Source organism: Lactiplantibacillus sp. DA1 (assembly GCF_032681335.1).
Classification (GTDB): domain Bacteria; phylum Bacillota; class Bacilli; order Lactobacillales; family Lactobacillaceae; genus Lactiplantibacillus.
Window position 1 is genome coordinate 156,543 of the sequence record NZ_JAWHTQ010000009.1, and the last position, 20,714, is coordinate 177,256.

Annotated in this window: 14 protein-coding genes; 8 read left to right on the top strand and 6 right to left on the bottom strand. The window is 41.2% G+C overall.

The window, feature by feature from the left end; translation table 11 throughout:
- Positions 1-147: 147 nt before the first annotated feature.
- Positions 148-2,295 (bottom strand): GH92 family glycosyl hydrolase, encoded by a 2,148-nt coding sequence (locus RXV91_RS14195; RefSeq protein ID WP_316440384.1) that lies wholly within the window; start codon positions 2,293-2,295, stop codon positions 148-150.
- Between the two features lie 5 nt (positions 2,296-2,300).
- Entirely contained in the window at positions 2,301-3,365 is a 1,065-nt protein-coding gene (locus RXV91_RS14200; protein WP_316440385.1) for a LacI family DNA-binding transcriptional regulator, read from the bottom strand.
- A gap of 147 nt (positions 3,366-3,512) precedes the next feature.
- Between RXV91_RS14200 and RXV91_RS14205 the strand changes: the two genes are divergently transcribed.
- Genes RXV91_RS14205 through RXV91_RS14220 form a run of 4 tightly spaced genes read left to right on the top strand, consistent with a single transcriptional unit; the run spans position 3,513 to position 9,783 of the window.
- Entirely contained in the window at positions 3,513-4,802 is a 1,290-nt protein-coding gene (locus tag RXV91_RS14205; RefSeq protein WP_316440386.1) for a glycoside hydrolase family 125 protein, read from the top strand.
- Between the two features lie 6 nt (positions 4,803-4,808).
- Entirely contained in the window at positions 4,809-7,508 is a 2,700-nt protein-coding gene (locus RXV91_RS14210; RefSeq protein ID WP_316440387.1) for an alpha-mannosidase, read from the top strand.
- Positions 7,508-8,386, top strand: a complete 879-nt coding sequence (locus RXV91_RS14215) for an ROK family protein (RefSeq protein ID WP_316440388.1) — start codon at positions 7,508-7,510, stop codon at positions 8,384-8,386. Before RXV91_RS14210 ends, RXV91_RS14215 begins: the two co-directional genes overlap by 1 nt.
- Before the next feature lie 11 nt (positions 8,387-8,397).
- The gene (locus RXV91_RS14220; protein WP_316440389.1) at positions 8,398-9,783 is read left to right on the top strand and encodes a glycoside hydrolase family 1 protein; all 1,386 of its coding nucleotides are present in this window, start codon (positions 8,398-8,400) and stop codon (positions 9,781-9,783) included.
- A gap of 473 nt (positions 9,784-10,256) precedes the next feature.
- Here RXV91_RS14220 and RXV91_RS14225 read toward each other — a convergent pair whose 3' ends face one another.
- The 4 genes from RXV91_RS14225 to RXV91_RS14240 form a co-directional block, all read right to left on the bottom strand.
- Positions 10,257-10,643: a hypothetical protein gene (locus tag RXV91_RS14225; RefSeq protein WP_316440390.1), complete on the bottom strand. Its 387-nt coding sequence runs from the start codon at positions 10,641-10,643 to the stop codon at positions 10,257-10,259.
- On the bottom strand, positions 10,636-10,956 hold the full coding sequence (locus RXV91_RS14230) for an acetyl-CoA carboxylase (protein WP_316440391.1): 321 nt from the start codon (positions 10,954-10,956) through the stop codon (positions 10,636-10,638). The genes RXV91_RS14225 and RXV91_RS14230 overlap by 8 nt, the downstream gene beginning before the upstream one ends.
- Positions 10,949-12,250: a Y-family DNA polymerase gene (locus RXV91_RS14235; RefSeq protein WP_316440392.1), complete on the bottom strand. Its 1,302-nt coding sequence runs from the start codon at positions 12,248-12,250 to the stop codon at positions 10,949-10,951. The genes RXV91_RS14230 and RXV91_RS14235 overlap by 8 nt, the downstream gene beginning before the upstream one ends.
- A gap of 114 nt (positions 12,251-12,364) precedes the next feature.
- The gene (locus RXV91_RS14240; RefSeq protein ID WP_316440393.1) at positions 12,365-15,343 is read right to left on the bottom strand and encodes a GH25 family lysozyme; all 2,979 of its coding nucleotides are present in this window, start codon (positions 15,341-15,343) and stop codon (positions 12,365-12,367) included.
- Between the two features lie 619 nt (positions 15,344-15,962).
- Between RXV91_RS14240 and RXV91_RS14245 the strand changes: the two genes are divergently transcribed.
- From RXV91_RS14245 to RXV91_RS14260, 4 genes are all read left to right on the top strand, one after another.
- The gene (locus tag RXV91_RS14245; RefSeq protein WP_316440394.1) at positions 15,963-16,280 is read left to right on the top strand and encodes an LPXTG cell wall anchor domain-containing protein; all 318 of its coding nucleotides are present in this window, start codon (positions 15,963-15,965) and stop codon (positions 16,278-16,280) included.
- An 81-nt stretch (positions 16,281-16,361) separates the two neighbouring features.
- Positions 16,362-16,943 carry a cell surface protein gene (locus RXV91_RS14250; protein WP_316440395.1) on the top strand — a complete coding sequence of 194 codons (582 nt, stop codon included), beginning with the start codon at positions 16,362-16,364 and terminating at the stop codon, positions 16,941-16,943.
- Positions 16,944-17,014: 71 nt separating this feature from the next.
- Entirely contained in the window at positions 17,015-18,007 is a 993-nt protein-coding gene (locus RXV91_RS14255; protein WP_316440396.1) for a DUF916 and DUF3324 domain-containing protein, read from the top strand.
- A gap of 22 nt (positions 18,008-18,029) precedes the next feature.
- Complete coding sequence (locus RXV91_RS14260; RefSeq protein ID WP_316440397.1) at positions 18,030-19,838, top strand: cell surface protein; 1,809 nt, start codon at positions 18,030-18,032, stop codon at positions 19,836-19,838.
- The last annotated feature ends 876 nt before the right edge of the window (positions 19,839-20,714 follow it).

Consider the following 20,714-nt stretch of genomic DNA (forward strand, 5'->3'; position numbering starts at 1 on the left):
ACGCTTTTTTGCTGTTATTAGGTTAATTTAACAATAGCTGTATTAATGAAACATAGAAAAAATCACCTCGATAGGTTGTGCTAGGTCTTAAAGTGGCACTAGCAATTTATAACCAACGGGGGTGATCTTTAATAGCGGATTATTGTTTTATTTGTTCGTAACACTAGCAGGAACAAGCCCTAAGCGGACGTCAATATTGGTTGCATTTAGTAGCTGTTGATGGCTAATCGTGGCTTGGTCGTAGTGGTGGCCGTTGAGCGTCATAGTTTGCACAAAATTATTATGATCGTGATTGTTAGTGGTAGTTAATTGGATATCATGATCGGCCGTGTGCAGTGTGACGTGGTCAAAAGCCGGAATGCCGAGCACGTATTCCGCATCAGCTGGACAAACTGGGTAGAATCCTAAACATGCGAAGATGAACCAGCCGGCCATGGAGCCGTTATCTTCATCTCCTGGGAACCCGGTAGTGGAAGCATTGAATAACTTCCGGAGCTGCTTTACGAGTACTTGAGTTTTTTCACGGTGCCCCGTGTAACTAAAGAGATATGGTAAATGAAAGCTAGGCTGGTTCGAGATAGCGACCTGACCATAATCGACGGCAGCCATTTCACTCATTTCGTGAATGACCATCTGATAGCCACCAACGTGATAACTAGGGCGCGTATTACAGAGCGCTGTCAACTGATCATCGAACCGCTTGGGATCTCCCATGGCAGTCATTAAGCCGTTAATATCGTGAAAGGCACTGTAACTATTTTGCCAGGCGCTACCTTCCGTGTAGTCACTCCCCCAGCTGTCAGGAACAAAGGGTTCTTTGAATCGGCCATCGCTATTCTTGGGACGCAAAAAGCCAGTCTGCGGATCAAGTAAGTTAAGATAACGCTTGGATAGTTGCCAGTACTTGTTGGCAACATCTGTCTGATCCAATACGTCAGCGACTTGTCCAATGCAATAATCACTATAGGCATAGTCTTGGGTCCAATTGACACTTTCAGGATACTTGTCTGCGGGGATGTAGCCTAAACGATCGTAATCAGCACTGCCTTGCCGACCATAACGGGCATTTTTAGCTGGTTTTGAATCGCTATCACGCATTGCAGCCAGTAAACGAGGCATGAGCTCTAATGCGATACCTTTCTTAGCACTTTCAGCAATAATTGAGTCGACGAGATTACCGGGCATCATGCCGCGTTCATCTGGGGCCAACCAACGTGGTAAGAAACCAGTCTCATTGTAGCTTGTTAAGAAGCCTGCCAAAAACTTAGGTAAGAGTTCTGGCGCTAAGATAGAGAATAGGGCGTAAACAGTTTTTGAAGTATCCCAGAAGCCGTTATTCGTATAGAGTAGACCTGATTTGATGGCTTTAGACTTTGTATCGTAGTGGATCGGCTTGTTCTTGGCGTCCAATTCATAAAAACGTTGTGGAAATAAGAACAGTCGGTACATGCAAGTATAGAACGTTTGAATAGGCTCAGGGTGATGATCGTGAATAGTTACTCGGCTTAAATAGTCGTTCCATTGTGCAGCGCTTACATTTTCAAGAGCCGTCAAATCGGCGTCTTGGAGTCGTTTTAAGTTAAGCTGGGCTTGCGTGCGATCAACGTAGGATGTGGCAAGGTGGCAGTTGATTAGGGACTGGTCACTAGCTAAAAGTAGTGTTAGGGCATGACCATGACCTTCAGTTGTTACAAACCAATGATTTTGGTCGTCGTAATAGCCAGAATTAGCACGGTCAAAGCCTGAAATCGTTAATTCAACGTACATAGTTAGGTTAGGATCTTCGCCACCATGGTAGTCGCTGACAGATAATTTGACGCCCGTTGGGGTAAATTCAAAGGTTACGTGATCGGAAAATTGCAACATGAGGCCGTGATGAGCTAGCTCTAACTGCTGGAAGTCATAGCGAGCAATGGCCCCATACGTTGATGGTGCCAAGTCAGTTTGAACGTTAAAGTGATCGTCGTAAATCGCTAGATGGTGCGCATTGAAGGTTGCTTCGTTTGGTCGGTAGTTTCCGACAAAGTCTGGCCGCTTAGTTGTATCCTGCCATTGGACGCCCATGAGTAATAAGTGGCAATAGTCGCCAATCCAGGGGCTGGGTTGGTGAGTTAGGCGAATTCCTTCAAATCGCGGTGTATCTGGTTGGAAGAACCAGGCGCCGTTAGCGCCGTTAGTCTGAACGGCAAAGTAATTCATCCCAAAGGGCACGCCGCTGTATGGTAAACAGTTGCCATGAGAGCGTTGAGGACTGTTGGCGGTGCCTTGACGAATATCAATTTGGTCAATTTTCATGATCGTTATTTCTCCTTAGAAATTGGTTGGAATGGTTGAGTAGAGTCACGTTGAATTAATTGAACTGGCAAGCGGACAGTAGTTGGCTGAACTGGAGTCTTCAACAGCAAGGACACTGCTTTAGTCCCCATCCCTTTAAAATCTTGTGCAACGGTCGTCAATGAAGGGTACGTCAGGCTAGCAGCTTGAATATTATCGAAGCCAACAATTGAAAGCCGCTGCCAGATTTTAGGATCAACTTTACGTAAAGTGTTCATCAGCTTGATTGCAGTCAGATCGTTTTCAACAACGATCGCGGTGATCTGATGGTCTGCAAGATAAGTCAACCAGTCATTAGTGCTGAATTGGTTTAGAGTGGGTAAATCTGCAAGTGCAGTGACCGGCGTAACGTGTTGCTGATTGAGGGCTGTCAAATAACCAAAGTAGCGTTCATAGACGGAACTTGGCAGGACTGTGTTATTACGTTGTGCATAGAACAAGATCTGTTGATGTCCAAGTTGGAGTAGATGATCAGTTGCAATTTGGCCGCCACTGAAGTTATCAGCGGTAACGACTGGCAACTCAAGCGCAGGTAATGTCTTATCCAAGATAACGACTGGAACCTGTGCCAATTTGAGTTGATAAATGCGCTCAGCTTCTTGATACAAATCCTGTGGTAAATAAATGACTCCGGCGTAATTTTCGTGGATCTCCTTGGCCGAGAGATTGAAGAAACTCGCGGAATCCATAGTAACAGCTTGATAGTGATATTCACTAGCGGCTAAACTCACGCCGGAAGCATAGTCGCCCAGACCAGCATCGGTTGGAAACGGCAGGACAAGTAGTAGCTGCCTGTTAGTCTTTGGCTGGTCGGTCGGCTGCACGAAACTACCGCTACCTTGTTTACGGTAAATTAGCCCCTGACTTTCTAGTTCAGTGAGGGCTCGCTTAGAGGTGATTCGACTGACGTTGTAAGCTTTAGCTAACTGAAGTTCGGTTGGTAATTGTTCATTAGCGGTTAAAGTTCCAGAGGTAATTTGGTTTTTTAATTGATTGTAAATGGTTAAATAGCGGGGTTCTGATTTCGGCATCTAAAGATCCTTTCCGTTCAATTAAGTTTAGTGTAAATATATCATTTTTGAGTCGAAAAGGGAAGAATTAGTTGTGATTTGATATAGACAAACGGATGCAAGATGTTATAATTGACGAAAATGATATATCAAATATGAGGTGCAATAATGACGACTAACTATGTAGATCAGCATGTCCAACAGTTTGTTGCTAAGGTTAATCAGTTGAGCCAACCACTTGATCCAAAATTAGGTACAGTATTTCAAAAAACATTCCTAAATACGCTTGAAACTACTATTTCTGACGATGAGCAAGGTTACGCCTTTATCTTGACTGGTGACATTCCAGCCATGTGGCAACGGGATTCAACAGCCCAAGTGCGGCCATACTTGGTGTTGGCACATGAACAGCCGGCGATTGCGAACCTGATCACTAGAGTTGTTCAGCGGCAATTCTTTAATATGGCGATTGATCCTTATGCTAATGCCTTCAATGAAACGGCGAATGGTCACGGTCATCAAAGTGATGAAACTGATATGGGTCCGTGGATCTGGGAACGTAAATTTGAAATTGATTCGTTATGTTATCCAGTGCAGTTGGCATACTTGCTCTATAAGAATACCGGCGTCACCGCGCAATTTGACGATAATTTTGTAACTGGTGTCAAAAAGCTGTTAACAACATTTGAAGTTGAACAGCACCATGCAACATCGCCGTATCGGTTCATTCGAACGATTGATCGCCCTGAGGACACACTGGTTCGCGATGGTCGGGGCACGCCGGTTGCAGATACGGGAATGATTTGGTCCGGCTTTCGTCCTAGCGATGATGCTTGTGAGTATGGGTATCTGGTGCCTGCCAATATGTTTGCGGTCGTAATCCTTGGTTATTTACAGACGATATTCAGTAGCATTCTGGATGATCCAGAAATTGTGGCGCGAGCTCAACGACTCCAGACGACTGTGCGTAATGGTATCGAGACGTATGGTTATACGACTAATGCTAATGGTGAGAAAGTCTACGCATACGAAGTTGACGGCTTGGGACATGCAAAGTTAATGGATGATGGCAATGTTCCTAGCCTATTGAGTGCTCCTTACCTGGGGTATTGTGACTTATTGGACTTAAATTATCAACGAACCCGACAGACGTTATTGAGCCCGGAAAACCCGTATTACTACAGCGGTAAACTAGCAGCTGGACAAGGTAGCCCCCACACTCCAGCTCGGTATATTTGGCCGATTGCAATTGCGATGGAAGGATTAACCGCCAATAGTCACGAACAACAATTGGCCGCGTTACAAACGTTGATTAAAACGACAGGAAACACTGATTTAATGCATGAATCGTTCGATGTCGATGACGACACACAGTTTACCCGTGAATGGTTCTCTTGGGCCAATATGATGTATTGCGAATTATTGTTAACGACACTGGGATTTAAGATTGAGAGGTAGGTAAACATGACGAAGAAGAAGGTCTTTATTATTTCACACAGCCACTGGGATCGTGAATGGTATATGCCGTTTGAACAACACCATATGCGCTTAGTGACGCTGATTGATAATTTGCTGGATGTTTTTAAAAATGATTCGGATTTCGACAGTTTTCATTTGGACGGTCAGATGATTGCGCTGGATGATTATTTAGCGGTACGACCAGAACGTAAACCTGAATTAGCAGCGGCGATCAAGGCTGGAAAATTACGAATCGGACCATTTTATATTCTGCAAGATGATTTTCTGATTAGTCCTGAATCCAATGTTCGAAACATGATTATTGGCCGCGATCAAGCGCGTGAATATGGTCAAGAAGTTCCTTTGGGGTATTTTCCTGATACGTTTGGTAACATGGGACAAACGCCACAAATGATGACGCTAGCCAATTTGAAGACAGCTGCTTTTGGTCGTGGCGTGACGCCGACTGGTTTTAATAATCAGGTTGGAGATGCGGACTATGCATCTCAATATTCTGAAATGTGGTGGCAAGGTCCGGATGGCACTCGCATTCTAGGGCTGTTATTTGCTAATTGGTATAGCAACGGTAATGAGATTCCGGTTGAGCGAACGGCTGCTAAGAAATTTTGGGATCAAAAGCTCGCGGATGCTGAAAAATTTGCATCAACCGATAATTTATTAATGATGAACGGTGTCGATCACCAACCCGTTCAATTGGACGTGACGGCGGCAATTAAGGTCGCGAATGAACTATACCCTGACTATGAATTTATTCATTCTAACTTTACTGACTACCTAGCGACTCTGAGCGCGGATTTGCCTAAAGATTTAAGTACAATTCATGGCGAATTAACGAGTCAAGAAACGGATGGTTGGTACACTTTAGCCAATACGGCCTCCAGTCGGGTGTACTTGAAGCAGGAAAATACGAAGAACGAACGGTTACTAGAAAATCAAGCGGAGCCACTGGCAGCAATGGCCTATCCGGCCGCGGACTATCCGCACGATCGGTTACGCTATGCGTGGAAATTGTTATTGCAAAATCATCCGCATGACAGTATTTGTGGTTGCTCTGTCGATGAAGTTCACCGCGAGATGTTGACCCGATTTGCGAAATCACAAGAGGTGGCACGGTTTGTTGCACAGGATGCATTAATGACGCTTACTGCTAAAATCAATACGATGAACTTTAATGACCAGGCCAAACCATTCGTTGTCGTTAATACAACTGGCTTTGTTAAGACTGGACTGACAAGAATCGTCGTGGAATGGGACCGGATTGCTTTTAGTGCTGCGGGGACTATTCAGGAACAGCGTCACCAGCTTGAACAGCGATTAGCCGAATTGCCGGAATTAATGGTGGTTGATGCTCAAGGGCAACGGGTGCCATTTCGATTAATCGATCAGCAGGTGGCCTTCCATTATGATTTGCCAAAAGATCGATTCCGGGTTCCATTCCAAGCAATTGAACTGACAATCGAGCTGAATATGGTCGATATGCCAGCATTTGCTTGGCGGACACTGGCTTTACAACCGGCAACGCAAACGGTCGTGTCAAGCACAACAATCAAGGCGCAACCACGCTTAATTAGCAATGAATGGCTAAAGCTTGTTGTGGAGGATGATGGCAGCCTAACGATCACAAACCGCGAGACCGGTAAGATCTTCCATGAAATGCTTGTCTTTGAGGACACGGGTGATATGGGGAATGAATATATTTACCGCCAAACGGCTGATAATCAGGCCTATTACTCAACAGACTTTCCAATGGATGTTCGGGTTGTGAATGCGGATGAGCTTGGTAGTGAATTAGTCTTAGTTAATCATCTAGAAATCCCGGCATCGGCGGATGAACAACTTGCTAAGGAGACGCACGCTATTGTTGATATTACGCAGCGAACAGCGCAACGCTCGACTGAAAAAGTCGCCTTAACGATTACAACAAAAGTTCGTCTGAATCCCAATAGTCGGCAATTACAGTTTGAATCGCATGTGAATAACCAGGCGAAGGATCACCGACTGCGGGTATTATTCAAGACGGCACTGACTGCTGAAACCCATGTTGCTGATTCGATTTACGAGACAGTTACTCGTGCTAACCGGCCGGCTAAAAACTGGCGGAACCCAGCCAATCCACAACATCAGCAGGCCTTTGCCAGTGTCTTTAATGAGGCCAACGGTGTGACAGTTGGTAATTTTGGGTTAAATGAGTACGAAATTTTACCAGCAGATAATACCATTGCGTTGACAATGTTGCGCTGTGTGGGAGAAATGGGCGATTGGGGTTATTTTGCTACTCCAGAGGCGCAATGCCAAGGTGAATTTACCTTTAACTATAGCCTAGAATTAACTGACGGGTCCGAGGCACAGCGGATCGCTAGTTATCAACGAGCGCAAGGGGCACAAACGCCGTTCAGCGTTCAACAAACGTCGTGTCATACCGGTATTCTAGCGGCGGATAATCAATATCTTGAGTTAGCAACGCCAGAGTTTGCCGTGACGAGCTTGAAGCGCGCAAATAATAGTGATGGTCTGACAGTTCGTGGTTATAACTTAAGTGATCGCCAGGTGCCATTGAAAGTTGCGCCGGATCAGTCCAAACAGGCGGTGAACTTCTTTGAAGACGAGTTGCCAGAAGTTGCGACAGAGACCTTAATGCCAACTGAGATTAAGACGTTATTATTGACGGAAACGGGGCGAGCATAATGGCACCATTGGGATTAATTGATATTGGCGGAACCACAATTAAATTCGCCATTTGGCAAGATGCAACGCTAACGCAACATCATGCGGTCACTACCCCGACGACTAAGACCGCTTTTATGGACCTATTGCAACGTGAAGTGGAACAAATGAAGGCCCATGCAGCGATTGCGGGCGTCGGCATTAGTTCACCTGGATCAGTTAATCAGGCGACTGGTGTGATTGAAGGTGCGAGTGCCATTCCATATATTCATAATTTTCCGATTCAAGCGGAGTTAGTGGCCCGCTTCAAGTTACCCGTTAGCATAGAAAATGATGCGAATTGTGCTGCGCTGGCAGAAGCGTCGACGGGGGCCGGACAAGGTGCCACGAGCCTAGCATTTTTGGTCATTGGCACCGGTGTTGGTGGCGCGTTGATCTTCAACCAACAGATCTGGCATGGTGCGCACTTATTTGGTGGCGAATTTGGTTACACGAAGATCAATACGACTGGGACGCTGAGCGAACTAGGAACGGTTCCGAATGCGATTCGCCGGTATCAGCAAGCGACAGGCCAAACTGATAAAATGACTGGTCAGCAGTTATATCAACTAGCAGAATCTGGCGATTTAGCGGCGAGTCATGAAATTGATGCGATGTATGCGGCCTTAGCGCAAGGCATCTTTAATATTCAATATAGTTTCGATCCGGAAAAAATCATTTTAGGTGGTGGGGTTTCAAATAATCCCGACTTGATTCCTGGCATTCAACGCGCATTAACGACGATTTATAAGCAGGTTGAAATTGCCACATTAAAGCCAACGCTAGCAATTTGTCAGTACACTGACGAAGCGAACTTGCGGGGGGCTGTCGTTGATTTCGAACAATCTCAAAATCGTTAGGGGGTAGGACCATGGTAAAGTTTCCAGAGGGCTTTGTCTGGGGCGCAGCAACGTCAGGTCCACAGACTGAAGGTAATTTTCATAAGCAGCATCAAAATGTCTTCGATTACTGGTTCGCAACTGAACCGGAACAGTTCGATGCTGGTGTGGGACCAGATACAGCGTCGAACTTTTATAACGATTATGATCATGACCTTGCACTTATGGCACAGGCGGGGGTTCAAGGTTTGCGGACATCAATCCAATGGACACGGCTAATTGATGACTTTGAAACGGCAAGCTTAAATGCTGATGGTGTCGCCTTCTATAATCACGTGATTGATTCGATGTTGGCTCACCACATTACACCGTATATTAATTTGCACCACTTTGACTTACCGGTGGCACTCTATGATAAATATCATGGATGGGAGTCCAAGCACATGGTTGAATTATTTGTTAAGTTTGCTGAACAGTGCTTTAAGTTATTTGGGGATCGGGTCGACCATTGGTATACATTCAATGAACCTAAAGTCGTTGTTGATGGTCAATATTTGTATGGCTGGCATTATCCGCAGGTGATTAATGGCCCTAAAGCAGTACAGGTCGCCTATAACATGAATTTGGCATCAGCTAAAACGGTTGCTCGGTTTCATGAACTTTGTGTGCGACCGGAACAACAGATTGGAATTATTTTGAATTTGACGCCAGCGTATGCCGCGTCAGATGATCCAGCTGATTTGGCGGCTGCGGAATTTGCTGAGTTGTGGTCCAATAACCTATTCTTAGATCCAGCGGTGTTAGGACATTTTCCAGAAAAGTTGGTCGAGCGACTCACAATGGATGGGGTACTATGGGATGCGACCCCAACTGAATTGGCAATTATCGCTGCTAATCCCGTTGACTGTTTGGGTGTTAATTACTATCACCCCTTCCGTGTTCAGCGACCAGATATCAGCCCAAAGAGTTTGCAACCGTGGATGCCTGATATTTACTTCAAGGAATACGATATGCCAGGTCGAATGATGAACGTTGATCGGGGCTGGGAGATTTACCCACAGGCGATGACTGATATTGCGCGCAATATTCAAAAAAATTATGGTAACATTCCGTGGATGATCTCTGAAAACGGTATGGGAGTTGCTGGTGAAGAACGGTTTCTGGACAAACAAGGCGTCGTTCAAGATGACTACCGCATCGATTTTATGAAGGAACACCTAACTGCCTTAGCAAAAGGGATTGCGGCTGGCTCCAATTGTCAGGGCTACTTCGTTTGGAGTGGTATTGACTGTTGGTCATGGAATCATGCTTACCATAATCGTTACGGCTTGATTCGTAATGATATCCATACGCAAACTAAAACGTTAAAGAAGTCGGCAAAGTGGTTTGCGGAGCTTGGGGAACGGAATGGGTTTTGAATTAAACTAGGTGGAGTCTCTCTCAATTAGTTTTGATAGGCATACTAATGAGTATAAGTTTATTAAACCTGATTCTAAGTATTTTTATAAGCATGGCGAGGAAAAATTACTCGCCGGTACTTAGTTTTGGAACGGGATAAGAAGTGAATATGGCAAGAGTGTATTTATTTCGGTATTAAAATTATTGTAATCAAAATAAAAGTGAGTGATGTTGTTAGCTTATGAAAAATAGGATAAATATGAAATACAGTCAAATAGAGTATGCAAAATCTGGTATTAACGGAGTTGACAAACCATAAGACTAGTAATGTATAAAGTTGAGATGGGATTTTTTTGATTCATATATTATTAGGCGAAATTACTATGCTAATACTAGATGACACTGTAGTATGTATAAGTATTACAGACATGAAAAATAAATAGCGCAAACTAACATTGTCATCGAGACTCAAATTGGCGTTTGAACTTTGACATTAGTTTGCGCTATTTTTAGTTAATTCTACATGTCGAATATTGTTCATATTGATAAACTGACGATCTGAAATAATAACAGTTGCTGCATTATAACCAAGTATTCGTGTTGTAATGGTAGGCAAGTGTTGGTTGTTTTGATCAACTGTATTTAGTTGAAGGCTAACCGTCTGATTCTTAAAATGAGCGATAGTCAGAATGCTGCTAATCTCGCTCAATGATTGCGGATTTTTGGCTGGGTAACTTATTGCATTTTTTGTTTTTAGCTTATCTAATGCTGCTGTGTGATCAGACAGATAGAAGCCTTGCCATTTAACCATGCCGCGATTGTGATAATCGTATTCGAAGAAGCGGTTCACAGTATCCATATCAAATTTTCTGTCATTCAAGCTTCATGCGCTTCCTTTGTATTATCGTTTGACTTCTAGGCCAGAGAAGCCCAGTAAAGCCAATATATTCAATGGTAAATTTAACTTGTTGATGCAAAGCTTCAACTAAGTTTTCTAGGTTGGTTAAGGTATAATTGCTTAGCTTATGCAGCGGTACTGACCTCAACCGTTCATTGGCACGCTGGCTATTAAAAAAGACGTTATATGAGTGATCATAAGGGTCATTGGCAATCACAATCCAGTAACGTGTTTTAGTTGTGCGTTTGAATAACAATGATAAACGACCAAGGATAATATCCAAATCTCTATTCATAGCTATTTCCTCCATTATGGCCACCAACTAAGGAAGCACGGTTAATTGCCGTACCGCCGTGTAATAGGCTAGTAGCGTAAACTAATTTAGTGAAGCCAAATCGTTGATGAATATCATCAATGACTTGATTTAGTTGGTTATGTCTAATTTGCTGAGTAGGCTGGCTGAATAAATCGAGCTGCTGTCCAGTGTCTGAACTTAGCCTACTACTGTAAACCGCGATATTACGTACAGCTTGGCCGTCCCAGTTTCTCCGGAACAACCAGAGTAATTGCTGCGTTAAAATACGATTGTCGTTAGTAGGATCTATTCTAATGGCATGATGAAACCCATTACGGCCGTCAGCTTCAGCAGCTGCATATGAGAACCCAATATTTAAAGATAAGCAGCCTGCTAATTTATGGTGGTGTCTGAGTCGAGCCGCGACTTGTTCACCAATTTCTTTGATGACAGTTTCTATCTCACCTTGTGTCAAGTAGTCACGCGGTAGGACTTGTGAGTTACCTAAGCTGGCTTCCTTAGTTTTGATTGGTTCAGTCAACTGGGAGCGGTCAACCCCCCAGGCGGTGGCAAAAATTTGGCTACCAATGACGCCTAAGTTTTGTTTTAGAAGGTATGGATTGGTATGCGCAAGCTCGTACATGTTGTGAATTTGTAAGCGGTTCAAACGTTTAGCCATACGTGGACCAATCCCCCAAATGTCAGTTAATTCTGTAATTGGCCAGATTTTTTCTGGCACGGTTTCATAATGAATTTCACCAATCAATTCGTGATTGTACTTGGCGTAATTATCTAAGGCTAGTTTAGCTTGAACTGGATTATCACCGATGCCTACAGTGGTGTAGAGACCTAATTGATGCCTGATGGTCTTTTGAATAAGTCTAGCGACTGCTCGTGGCGATGAGCCGAATAATTGCCAAGAATGAGTCATATCAAGAATGCTCTCATCAATCGAGTAGGGCCACACTTCAGATTCTGAAGTAAATTTAGCAAAAATTTGGTTGATTTGCAGGTTGCGTTCAATGTAAAGGTTCATTCGCGGTGGTACAACCATTAAACGTGGATCTTGCGGCAAATCTCGCTGACGGGAAACGTTGGCTTGTAAATGAAACAATTTCTTAGCTTCCGGAGAAGTGGCTAAAATTAAGCCGCCGTTTGTATTTTCTGCTTCGCTCAGTACAACTAAAGGTACTTTGAGCGGGTTTAGGCCGCGTTGAACGGCTTCGCAGCTAGCATAAAAGCTTTTATTGTCAATTAAAAAAAAGACACCCCGTGGTTCGTGGTCAAAAAACATGGCCTCACCTTCCTGATTATTTACGTTTATTCTACCACAAAAAGGGAACGCATGTTCTTTAATTGCTGAAAAACTTGGATTGCTATTTTAAAAATAAACAATCCAAGTTTCATCTTAATAGTTTTTAAGTTGTGATTGGTTTTGAACATCAACAACGTATGCTTTGGTGCCCAAGTGACTGACTAGAGTGCGCATATCACTTAAGTTAATTGAGACACAGCCCTCAGTTGGCCATTGGTTCTTAACGTGGATAAAGAAGCCAGAACCATTATTCTGTCCGTGATTATCCATAACAACTGCTAGCTCATATTGGTTATGAGGTGCTGCTTTTGTGTAGTCAATCAAATGTTCATTCTTATTGTTCGCCCAACTACGATTTTGCCAGGTATTATATTGGCGATCGTTTTGGTCCTCAATCCAATAAGAGTTTGACTTGATTTGGCGATAACCCATGCCGGCAGTTCGAGCAGTGGCACCTTTTCCAAAAGCAAAGCTAAGATGATAAACACCCTTAGGAGTTGTGCTACTTCCTTCGTGAGAGTTCCCGATGCCTCCATTGCCGATACGACTTGAGGAAGTTAAAAGGTTGCGCCAAGTGTTACCTTGTTTTTGCCATAACTTTAAGGTTGCTGTTGATCCGCCATTCTGAACGACGGTCACGATTTGTTGCGCTTTTTGAGCAACACGCATGGAACCGATAATATCTGCTTCGGTTTGTGGTTGATTAGTTGATACAGCATCACCATTGCTGCCGAAGTAATAACGGTGGTTACCGACAGTGGCGTAACGGTTACGATATTGAATGTAATCCGTGCCGTAAAATTCTAACTTGTTATTACCATAGTGCCGTAGTCCGGTAATGGCATCGCCGTTGCCCCCAAAGTAATAAAGTTTATTTTTAGCGGCGGTGTAGTAACGATTGCGGTATTGGACATGGTCTGCACCATAGTATTCGAGCTTATTATTGCCGTAATGACGCAAGCCGGTTATCGCGTCTCCGTTACTGCCGAAGTAGTACAACTGATTATTGACGGTGGCATAACGATTGCGATATTGGACATGGTCTGCACCATAGTATTCGAGCTTGTGGTTACCATAGTGTCGTAAGCCAGTAATGGCATCGCCGTTGCCCCCAAAGTAATAAAGCTTATTGTTAGCAGCGGTGTAGTAACGGTTGCGGTATTGGATATGATCTGTGCCGTAAAATTCTAACTTGTTATTACCATAGTGTCGCAGTCCAGTAATGGCATCACCGTTGCCCGCAAAGTAATAAAGCTTATTTTTAGCGGCAGTGTAGTAACGGTTACGATATTGGACATGATCGTTTCCATAGTATTCGAGCTTGTTATTGCCATAGTGCCGCAGACCGGAAATGGCGTCACCATTACTCCCAAAGTAATAAAGCTTATTGTTATCAACAGTAGCATAACGGTTGCGATATTGAACATGGTCTGTACCATAGTATTCTAGTTTATTGTGGCCATAGTGTCGTAAGCCGGTAATGGCATCGCCGTTACTACCAAAGTAATATAACTGGTTATTGGCGGCAGTTAAGTAACGGTTGCGATATTGAGCGTGATCTGACCCATAGTATTCGAGCTTATTATTCCCGTAATGCCGGAAGCCAGTGATTGGTTGACCATTACTGCCATAGAAGTATAGCTTATTTCCTTCCCAGTGATATTGGTTTACAAATTCATTGAGGGTTGAGAAAGTATTGGTACCTGCGCTATCTTCGGTTAACCCGTTATAACAGATACTAACATCAATATATCCAGTATAGTCGGAGCCTGATGGTAAGAGGGCGGTGCTTGAGAATTGCCAAGCGCCGTCATCTGTATTCCAGAGGTTATTGGCAGAAGGCGTATATGGATACTGAGCTCGCCAGACGCGCGATTGCCCAACCGTTTTAATGACGGCATCACGGTATAAGTATGTGTTTGAGGTGTAAACCCCATGATTCGTATAACCAAGCGCATTCAATACAGACCAGAAAGTATTAAGGTTAGCTGTAGCATTTACTGTATATGTCTTGATATCTTCCATGTCGGCAAACAATAATACTTTTTTGGAAACGTTATTTTTAACTAGGAAGTTAGCCATATTAGTTGCTTCCTTTTGGGCGGTATCGGCCGTATTAAATGTTGCGTAGTGGTAGAAATCAACATTTAGACCGGCGGCATTAGCCATCTTGGCTTGAGCTAAGGCCACTGGATTGGTATAACCAGTGCCTTCGGTCGTTTTAATGATGACTGTTTTGACGCCAGCTGCTTTCAATTTGTTGTAGTCAGATTGTGTCATTGCACTTTGATATGATGCAACGTCGACCACGTCAACACGTGGTCTGGTGGTATCTCCAATAGTCCAGACGTCCGTTTCTGGAGTGCTTGCTGTCACCGTAGTTAAGTTAACGTCAGCTTTTTTGGTCGTGGTTGCTTGGTGCTTTACTGCATTTGAAGCAACTGATGTGGCCTTGTTGGTATTCTCGGTACTTGCTGCTGATTTGATTGCTGTGCTACTTACTTGGTTAATAGAACCAGAGGCAGCACTAGTTGTGTGAGCTGTTGCCTCATGGCTTTTGTTATTACTGGAGCTTACTTTTTGGCCCGTTTGGTTGGCGGCACTCGAAACAGCCTCGGTAGCAGCGCTTGAGGTAGCAGTTACTGCTTGACTAGTGTTTGAGTTGGCAGTTTCGCTGTCCGCTTGACTGAGGATACTCGAAGCAGCCTTGGTGGTTGTACTTGAGGTAGCGGTTGCTGCTTGACTAGTATTTAAGTTGGGTGTTGCACTATTTGGTTGGTGAGCGATATTTGAAGCAGTATTAGCGACCTTGTTAGCCGTAGTGGAAACTGTATCTGATGAAGCAGAATCATTGCTTGTTTTTGAATCAGCACTGACGGTTGTCCGTGTGACCATGTTTGCTGTTTTAGCTACAGTTACTGTGTCAGCGCGCGCAATTTGATCGTTGATGATTGCGCTACCAACAAATGCACAAAAAGTCACTCCAGCAACAAGCCACAGTTTACCTGATTTGTACAGTTTAAATCTTTTTGTTGTTTTAGCATTAATGTGGTTATGTGTTTTGAAATTCATAGTACCGTCCTTTTAGTTTTGATAAATGATAGTAATTGCGACATGGTAATGCATTGTAAAATAAATTTTATCAATCATATGATAAATTATTTATAGTTATTATAATAACATGGGTTACTACAGGTTATACTATACTCTTAGAGCGAAATTTGAAATAATTATGCGGATTGTTTGGGATAGTTATAGTATATTGGCCACGAATTATAGATTCAGACATATTTATTAATGATAAAATAAACAGCTATTAATAATGTTTTTCATAAGGGCGTTAATACTGACAATTTGTTAATTGAAAAAATATTGATAATGATGATTTATGAAATTACCGTTATTTTGGTTGTATATTCATTATAAATATTTTGAAAAGTTTGGATTGCGAAAAAAAAATTAAAAAAGTTTCAAAACGGTTTTAGGTCGTATAATATGGTAATTGGGAGAAACATTATAAATTTTTTGTTTCGGTCAAATTTGAATCATAGAATGTGAGCTTCCTATATAGATGGAAATTAATAACAATAATTTGCCATATTTAAATAATATCTTTCATACCAATAGCTTAAATTACTGATCAGTTGAGATGTTATTTTTTGTTTCAACATTTAATCAAGGGAGGAAAAGTATGTTAAAACATAAGAAGTTAAATTTAAAATATGAAATTATATCTAGTGTTTTAGTAATGCTTTTTGTTTTAAGCATATTTATGCCAGTTTATGCAGATAATTATGCAGTAGGAACCACTAGAATTAGCTTTGTGTCAAAAGAAGAGCCTCAGAGACGACCTGAATCCATCGGAAAACAACCTTCAACAATTAAACATCAAAATAATATGACTTTACCACAAACTGATGAAAATAAAGATAGTATTTATAGTTGGATTGGCTTAAATGTTATAGTAATTATTATATTTTTAAAACTTTTTTTATATTTGAAACGGTGATATAATACTAATTAATCATACTGTTAATGATTGACTATAGGATATACTGCGATTGTCATTTTAGAAAGTAGGGGGATTTATATGATTTCAAAAAAAGAATTAATTATTGCTACTGGTTTAAGTCTGGCATTGTTTACCCTTAATACACCAATGGCGGCAAATGCTGATAGTACCACGGCAACTGGTCAAGGTGATACAACAGTGACGTTTACTGCACCTACAACGGGTAGTTTGGTTTTAAATAAAGTACCTAGTTATGACTTTTCATCGCATGAATTGGCCAGCAGTTACAGTGGATTTACTGCAACTGGTTCACAAGCATATGATGTTACGGATTTGACAGGTGGAAATACGGGTTACACAATTACGGCAAATGCAAGTGTTTTGAAAAATGGTACCAATGTTTTACCGGTCAGTACGTTCACAACTACGACGGCAGATGGCACTGCCGATGCTACAACTGGGGGCAAAATTTCTGGTACCAGTGCTGCTGTGAATATTTATCAGGCTGCGAATACGGTAGCAACTGGTAATGAAAATTCAAACGGAAACCTAACCTCTGGTGCTACAGGCGCAACAATGGCTTTGGCAACAGCGAATGGCGTCAAGGCGGGAATATATAGTGGTACTATAGATTATAGTATTTCTACTAATTTGGATTAATGATGAAAAATATGAGTTGTAAGCAAGTTTCTTTGCTTAAATGTGGAAGCTTGATTATAAGAGTGTCTTTGATGGTTTTTATTGGCATGCTTGGCTTTTTCCTAGAGACAACCAAGGCTTGGGCTGATATGGGGGCTGAATTCAGTGTAACTATAAATAAAAATAGTTATCAGGCTGATAATAAGAAACCATACTTTTATTTAAAAATACCGGCCAAAACAACAACTACGTTATCTTTAAATATAATTAATCAAAGCGACCGAGTTAACAGCTATACAGTTACGGCTAATCGCGCCCTGACGAACTCAAATATGTTGATTGATTACTCTCCGACGAAGGCAACTGATGGAGCTCATTTATTAAAGAATTTAGATTTTAATAATTTTATATCACCAAAAGAGTTATCTGTTCAAGTAAAAGCGCATAGCAGTAAAACCATTAAATTAAATCTTAAAATGCCTGCAAAAAGATTTGATGGGACAGTATTAGGGGGGATTTATGTTCGTAAAAACATTGCCCAGAAAATAAAAAATGGATATACTAATCGATTTAATTATGTAACTCCCGTTTTATTGAAACAGAATAATAATAAGGTAGTTCCTTCTTTAAAATTAAGGAAGGTCAGCTTTGCTACTCGAGATTTAACTTCAACAGTTAATGTAAATTTATCAAATGTAAACAAGGCATATGTTGATGATTTAAAAACTCATGCCAAAATCTATCGTCAAAGCAAAAAAGATAAAGTTATTATTGATGATAAACAGATTAATCGCTCAGTGGCTCCTAACTCAGATTTTGTTTATCAAGTGCCTGTGTCAGGTCAAAGCTTGAAACCCGGTACTTATGTACTAGATTTTAAGGTTACATCAACAAAAGAAGCTAAGGAGTGGCACTGGGTTCGGACTTTTAAGGTGTCATCTGAAAATGCTCAAAAAGCGGCAACGGTTTCATATAAAAGAACGGGAATTCCCAATTGGATTTGGACCTTGTTAGGGGTCTTACTTTTAATATTATTAATCTTGGTCTATCTTTTGTTTAAAAAAAGGAAAAAAGATAAGGATTAGTTTTTTGGAGGGGGGAGACTATATGGTTAAACGATTCTTACTGCAATTTTGTATAGCGATGGTCAGTCTAGTTGGCTTTTGTTTTTTAAGCGTAAATTTCCAGATAGTTAAAGCGAGCATTACGGTATCGGGTAATAGCTATACTGTTACAAGTGGTGATGATTTGTTTAACTTATTGGCCAATACTTCATCATATTGGTCAAGTAGTAACACGCCGCCTGAAAATATGACAATTAAAGTTGATAATCCGGTTACTTTGCCATCAAGTAACTCAACATTGTATAGTGGATTGAAAAATGTCATCGTTGACTTTCAACAACACCAGTTTTACGTTGCTAGTCCAATAGCATCAAGGATTTTAGTCCCTAAGACAAGTAGTGCGCAGTTAACATTGTCTAATGTTAACAACACCAGCAACAGTACTAGCAATACCGTTAGTAATGTTCCAAGGCCGTCGGGTGATGGAGTAGGAAGTTATTATTATAATACTTATTTTGGAATGTTATTTTCGGCTGATTTTGGTTTGTCGTTGGGAACAACTAATTGTTCGGCGCAAATAACGTACAATAATGTTGTTTATAATATGCCTAACAGTGTTGACTATAGTCAACCGTTGACTACCTATTTTGTTCCAATAAATTTCACTGGGACTAATACGATTAATACCTCTGTTGGTGGCCAACAGTTAGGAGAAATTCCAAATATTAAAGTAAGTTCCGGAACCACCACATTAAATGGTGGTAATGGATCCGCAAAGTTCGATGGTGCGATGATTTATCCATACTATAATAATTTAAACGGCAAAAGTTTTCCCATTGAGATTTCATCGGGCGCTACTCTTGATTTAAAAAACAAAGATACCAGAGTTCCCATGTTCGCATTTATAGGCACAAATAACGCGGTGACCATTGATAATAATGGAACATTGAACATAACTTCTACTAGTACAAATTCTCCTACAACTTTATTTGGTTCAGGAACAAATGGTGTAACTTTCAATTCTAATGATGGTTCAAAAACTAATATAAAAACGGGTTCTGCTGCTTTTAGTTCAAAAATGAGCACAGTGAAATTGGTTGGAAATTTTGCAAATACTTCTAGTACAGTAATTGCTTCAACTGATTCTTCGCCATTATATAATTCGAGTTCATGGGGGAACAATAGCTTGATAACTGTGAACGCCGGAGCAAAATTAGCAACTTATAGTGGTGGTGATAACAGTGGGGGATTAACTAATAAGGGCGGTACAATTCCATTTAATTTTGTGGGTGGTAGTACTTCGCAAGGTTATACATCTACTGACGTTCCATCTGATGCTGATAGCTATCTGGCATTAACACCTAATGATTCTATTTTTAATACTTCTGGGAGTATTGTGGATTCGGATAAGCTAACGGCTATAACGGATAAAGCAATGCTTATTTCATCGCAGTTAATAGGAACGGAACTTGGTAGTGGAACATATACTTGGGACTATGGGCTTGATAAATTGGCAAGTAGTAGCCAGTATTTATCAAGAACTTCTGGCGATGTTGTAAACTTTCGGGTGATCGATACCCGCGCAGCTAAACCTAATTTTTCGATCATGGCTTCGTATACTGAAAAACAATTAAGACAACCATTTACAATGTGGTTTAAGAACGGGTCAACTGAAACTCAGCTATCAACTAATGCACAAACGATTTTGTCTAGTAACACTATGTCGGTTAATAATAGTGTCTATACTGCTACTTTTGATTCTGATTCTGGTTTATTGATTAAGGCAAATAATAAAGCTAAATCTGGAAGCTTTAGTGGGGTAGTAGACTGGACCCTAAGTAATGGTTTATAAATCTTTTTGCTAAGCATTTATGTCAGTTGAACTGAGCACACCAGTGAAATCTGGTAAATCGATTGAACCAATTACATCGGTGGCACTGGGGAAACCGTTTAGGTCAAGCATATCATTGAAGTCAGGTAAACCCAGTAAACTGACATTTTTAGATGAAGATAAGTTGTATAGGAAATCGACTGCGAATCAATATGTGTGTCACAAGTTACCTCAAATTGATGAAACTAATCAGCAAGGATTATCGATAAGTAGAATATTGAAATTGGCTGTCAGTGGCATATTGTGAGTTCTTGGAATACGGAAACACCAGGATTAAGATTAGGTGGGGCTATGTTAGAAGATATAGACATAAAATTTCAACTTGAAATTTAAGAAAAATTATTAAAAACACGACGTCATATCGATCAATTGTTGACACTGGAGTTAACTGAAACAATCTGATCTATGAGAGAGTGGGAGTTACTGATGTATGTTGGTCAACTTCAGAAGACTAATATAAGTAAACTAGCAAGTCTATCGAGAACACAAAAAACATTAGTATCCAAAAACATTTGGCAATCAAAAAAATCGGCGACAGCTCAGTTTTTCAATGACAATAGAAGGTCAAAAACAAATAAGGACGATTGAAAGACAAGTTTCCCGCAATTTAAAGAATCCACAATTAAGAAGTTGTGACTAAATTTTTTAACAAAAACTGGAGTGTGAAAATTTGTGAATTTTCGCACTCCAGTTTTTGTTAAAAATGTGTAAGCACTTAATAAGATGGGGTCTATGATATTTGGTGTTGATGGATAAAATCGGTTCTATAATATCTGTTGTTGGTAATTAAGTGAAAACTTGATTACTGGCAGCAGATATTTTTGTATGTATTTTAAT

Coding starts and splice junctions, on each gene's coding strand:
- RXV91_RS14195 (WP_316440384.1), bottom strand. CDS start 2,295: ATGAAAATTGACCAAATTGATATTCGTCAAGGCACCGCCAACAGTCCT.
- RXV91_RS14215 (WP_316440388.1), top strand. CDS start 7,508: ATGGCACCATTGGGATTAATTGATATTGGCGGAACCACAATTAAATTC.
- RXV91_RS14250 (WP_316440395.1), top strand. CDS start 16,362: ATGATTTCAAAAAAAGAATTAATTATTGCTACTGGTTTAAGTCTGGCA.
- RXV91_RS14230 (WP_316440391.1), bottom strand. CDS start 10,956: ATGAATAGAGATTTGGATATTATCCTTGGTCGTTTATCATTGTTATTC.
- RXV91_RS14255 (WP_316440396.1), top strand. CDS start 17,015: ATGGTTTTTATTGGCATGCTTGGCTTTTTCCTAGAGACAACCAAGGCT.
- RXV91_RS14200 (WP_316440385.1), bottom strand. CDS start 3,365: ATGCCGAAATCAGAACCCCGCTATTTAACCATTTACAATCAATTAAAA.
- RXV91_RS14260 (WP_316440397.1), top strand. CDS start 18,030: ATGGTTAAACGATTCTTACTGCAATTTTGTATAGCGATGGTCAGTCTA.
- RXV91_RS14220 (WP_316440389.1), top strand. CDS start 8,398: ATGGTAAAGTTTCCAGAGGGCTTTGTCTGGGGCGCAGCAACGTCAGGT.
- RXV91_RS14205 (WP_316440386.1), top strand. CDS start 3,513: ATGACGACTAACTATGTAGATCAGCATGTCCAACAGTTTGTTGCTAAG.
- RXV91_RS14240 (WP_316440393.1), bottom strand. CDS start 15,343: ATGAATTTCAAAACACATAACCACATTAATGCTAAAACAACAAAAAGA.
- RXV91_RS14245 (WP_316440394.1), top strand. CDS start 15,963: ATGTTAAAACATAAGAAGTTAAATTTAAAATATGAAATTATATCTAGT.
- RXV91_RS14235 (WP_316440392.1), bottom strand. CDS start 12,250: ATGTTTTTTGACCACGAACCACGGGGTGTCTTTTTTTTAATTGACAAT.
- RXV91_RS14210 (WP_316440387.1), top strand. CDS start 4,809: ATGACGAAGAAGAAGGTCTTTATTATTTCACACAGCCACTGGGATCGT.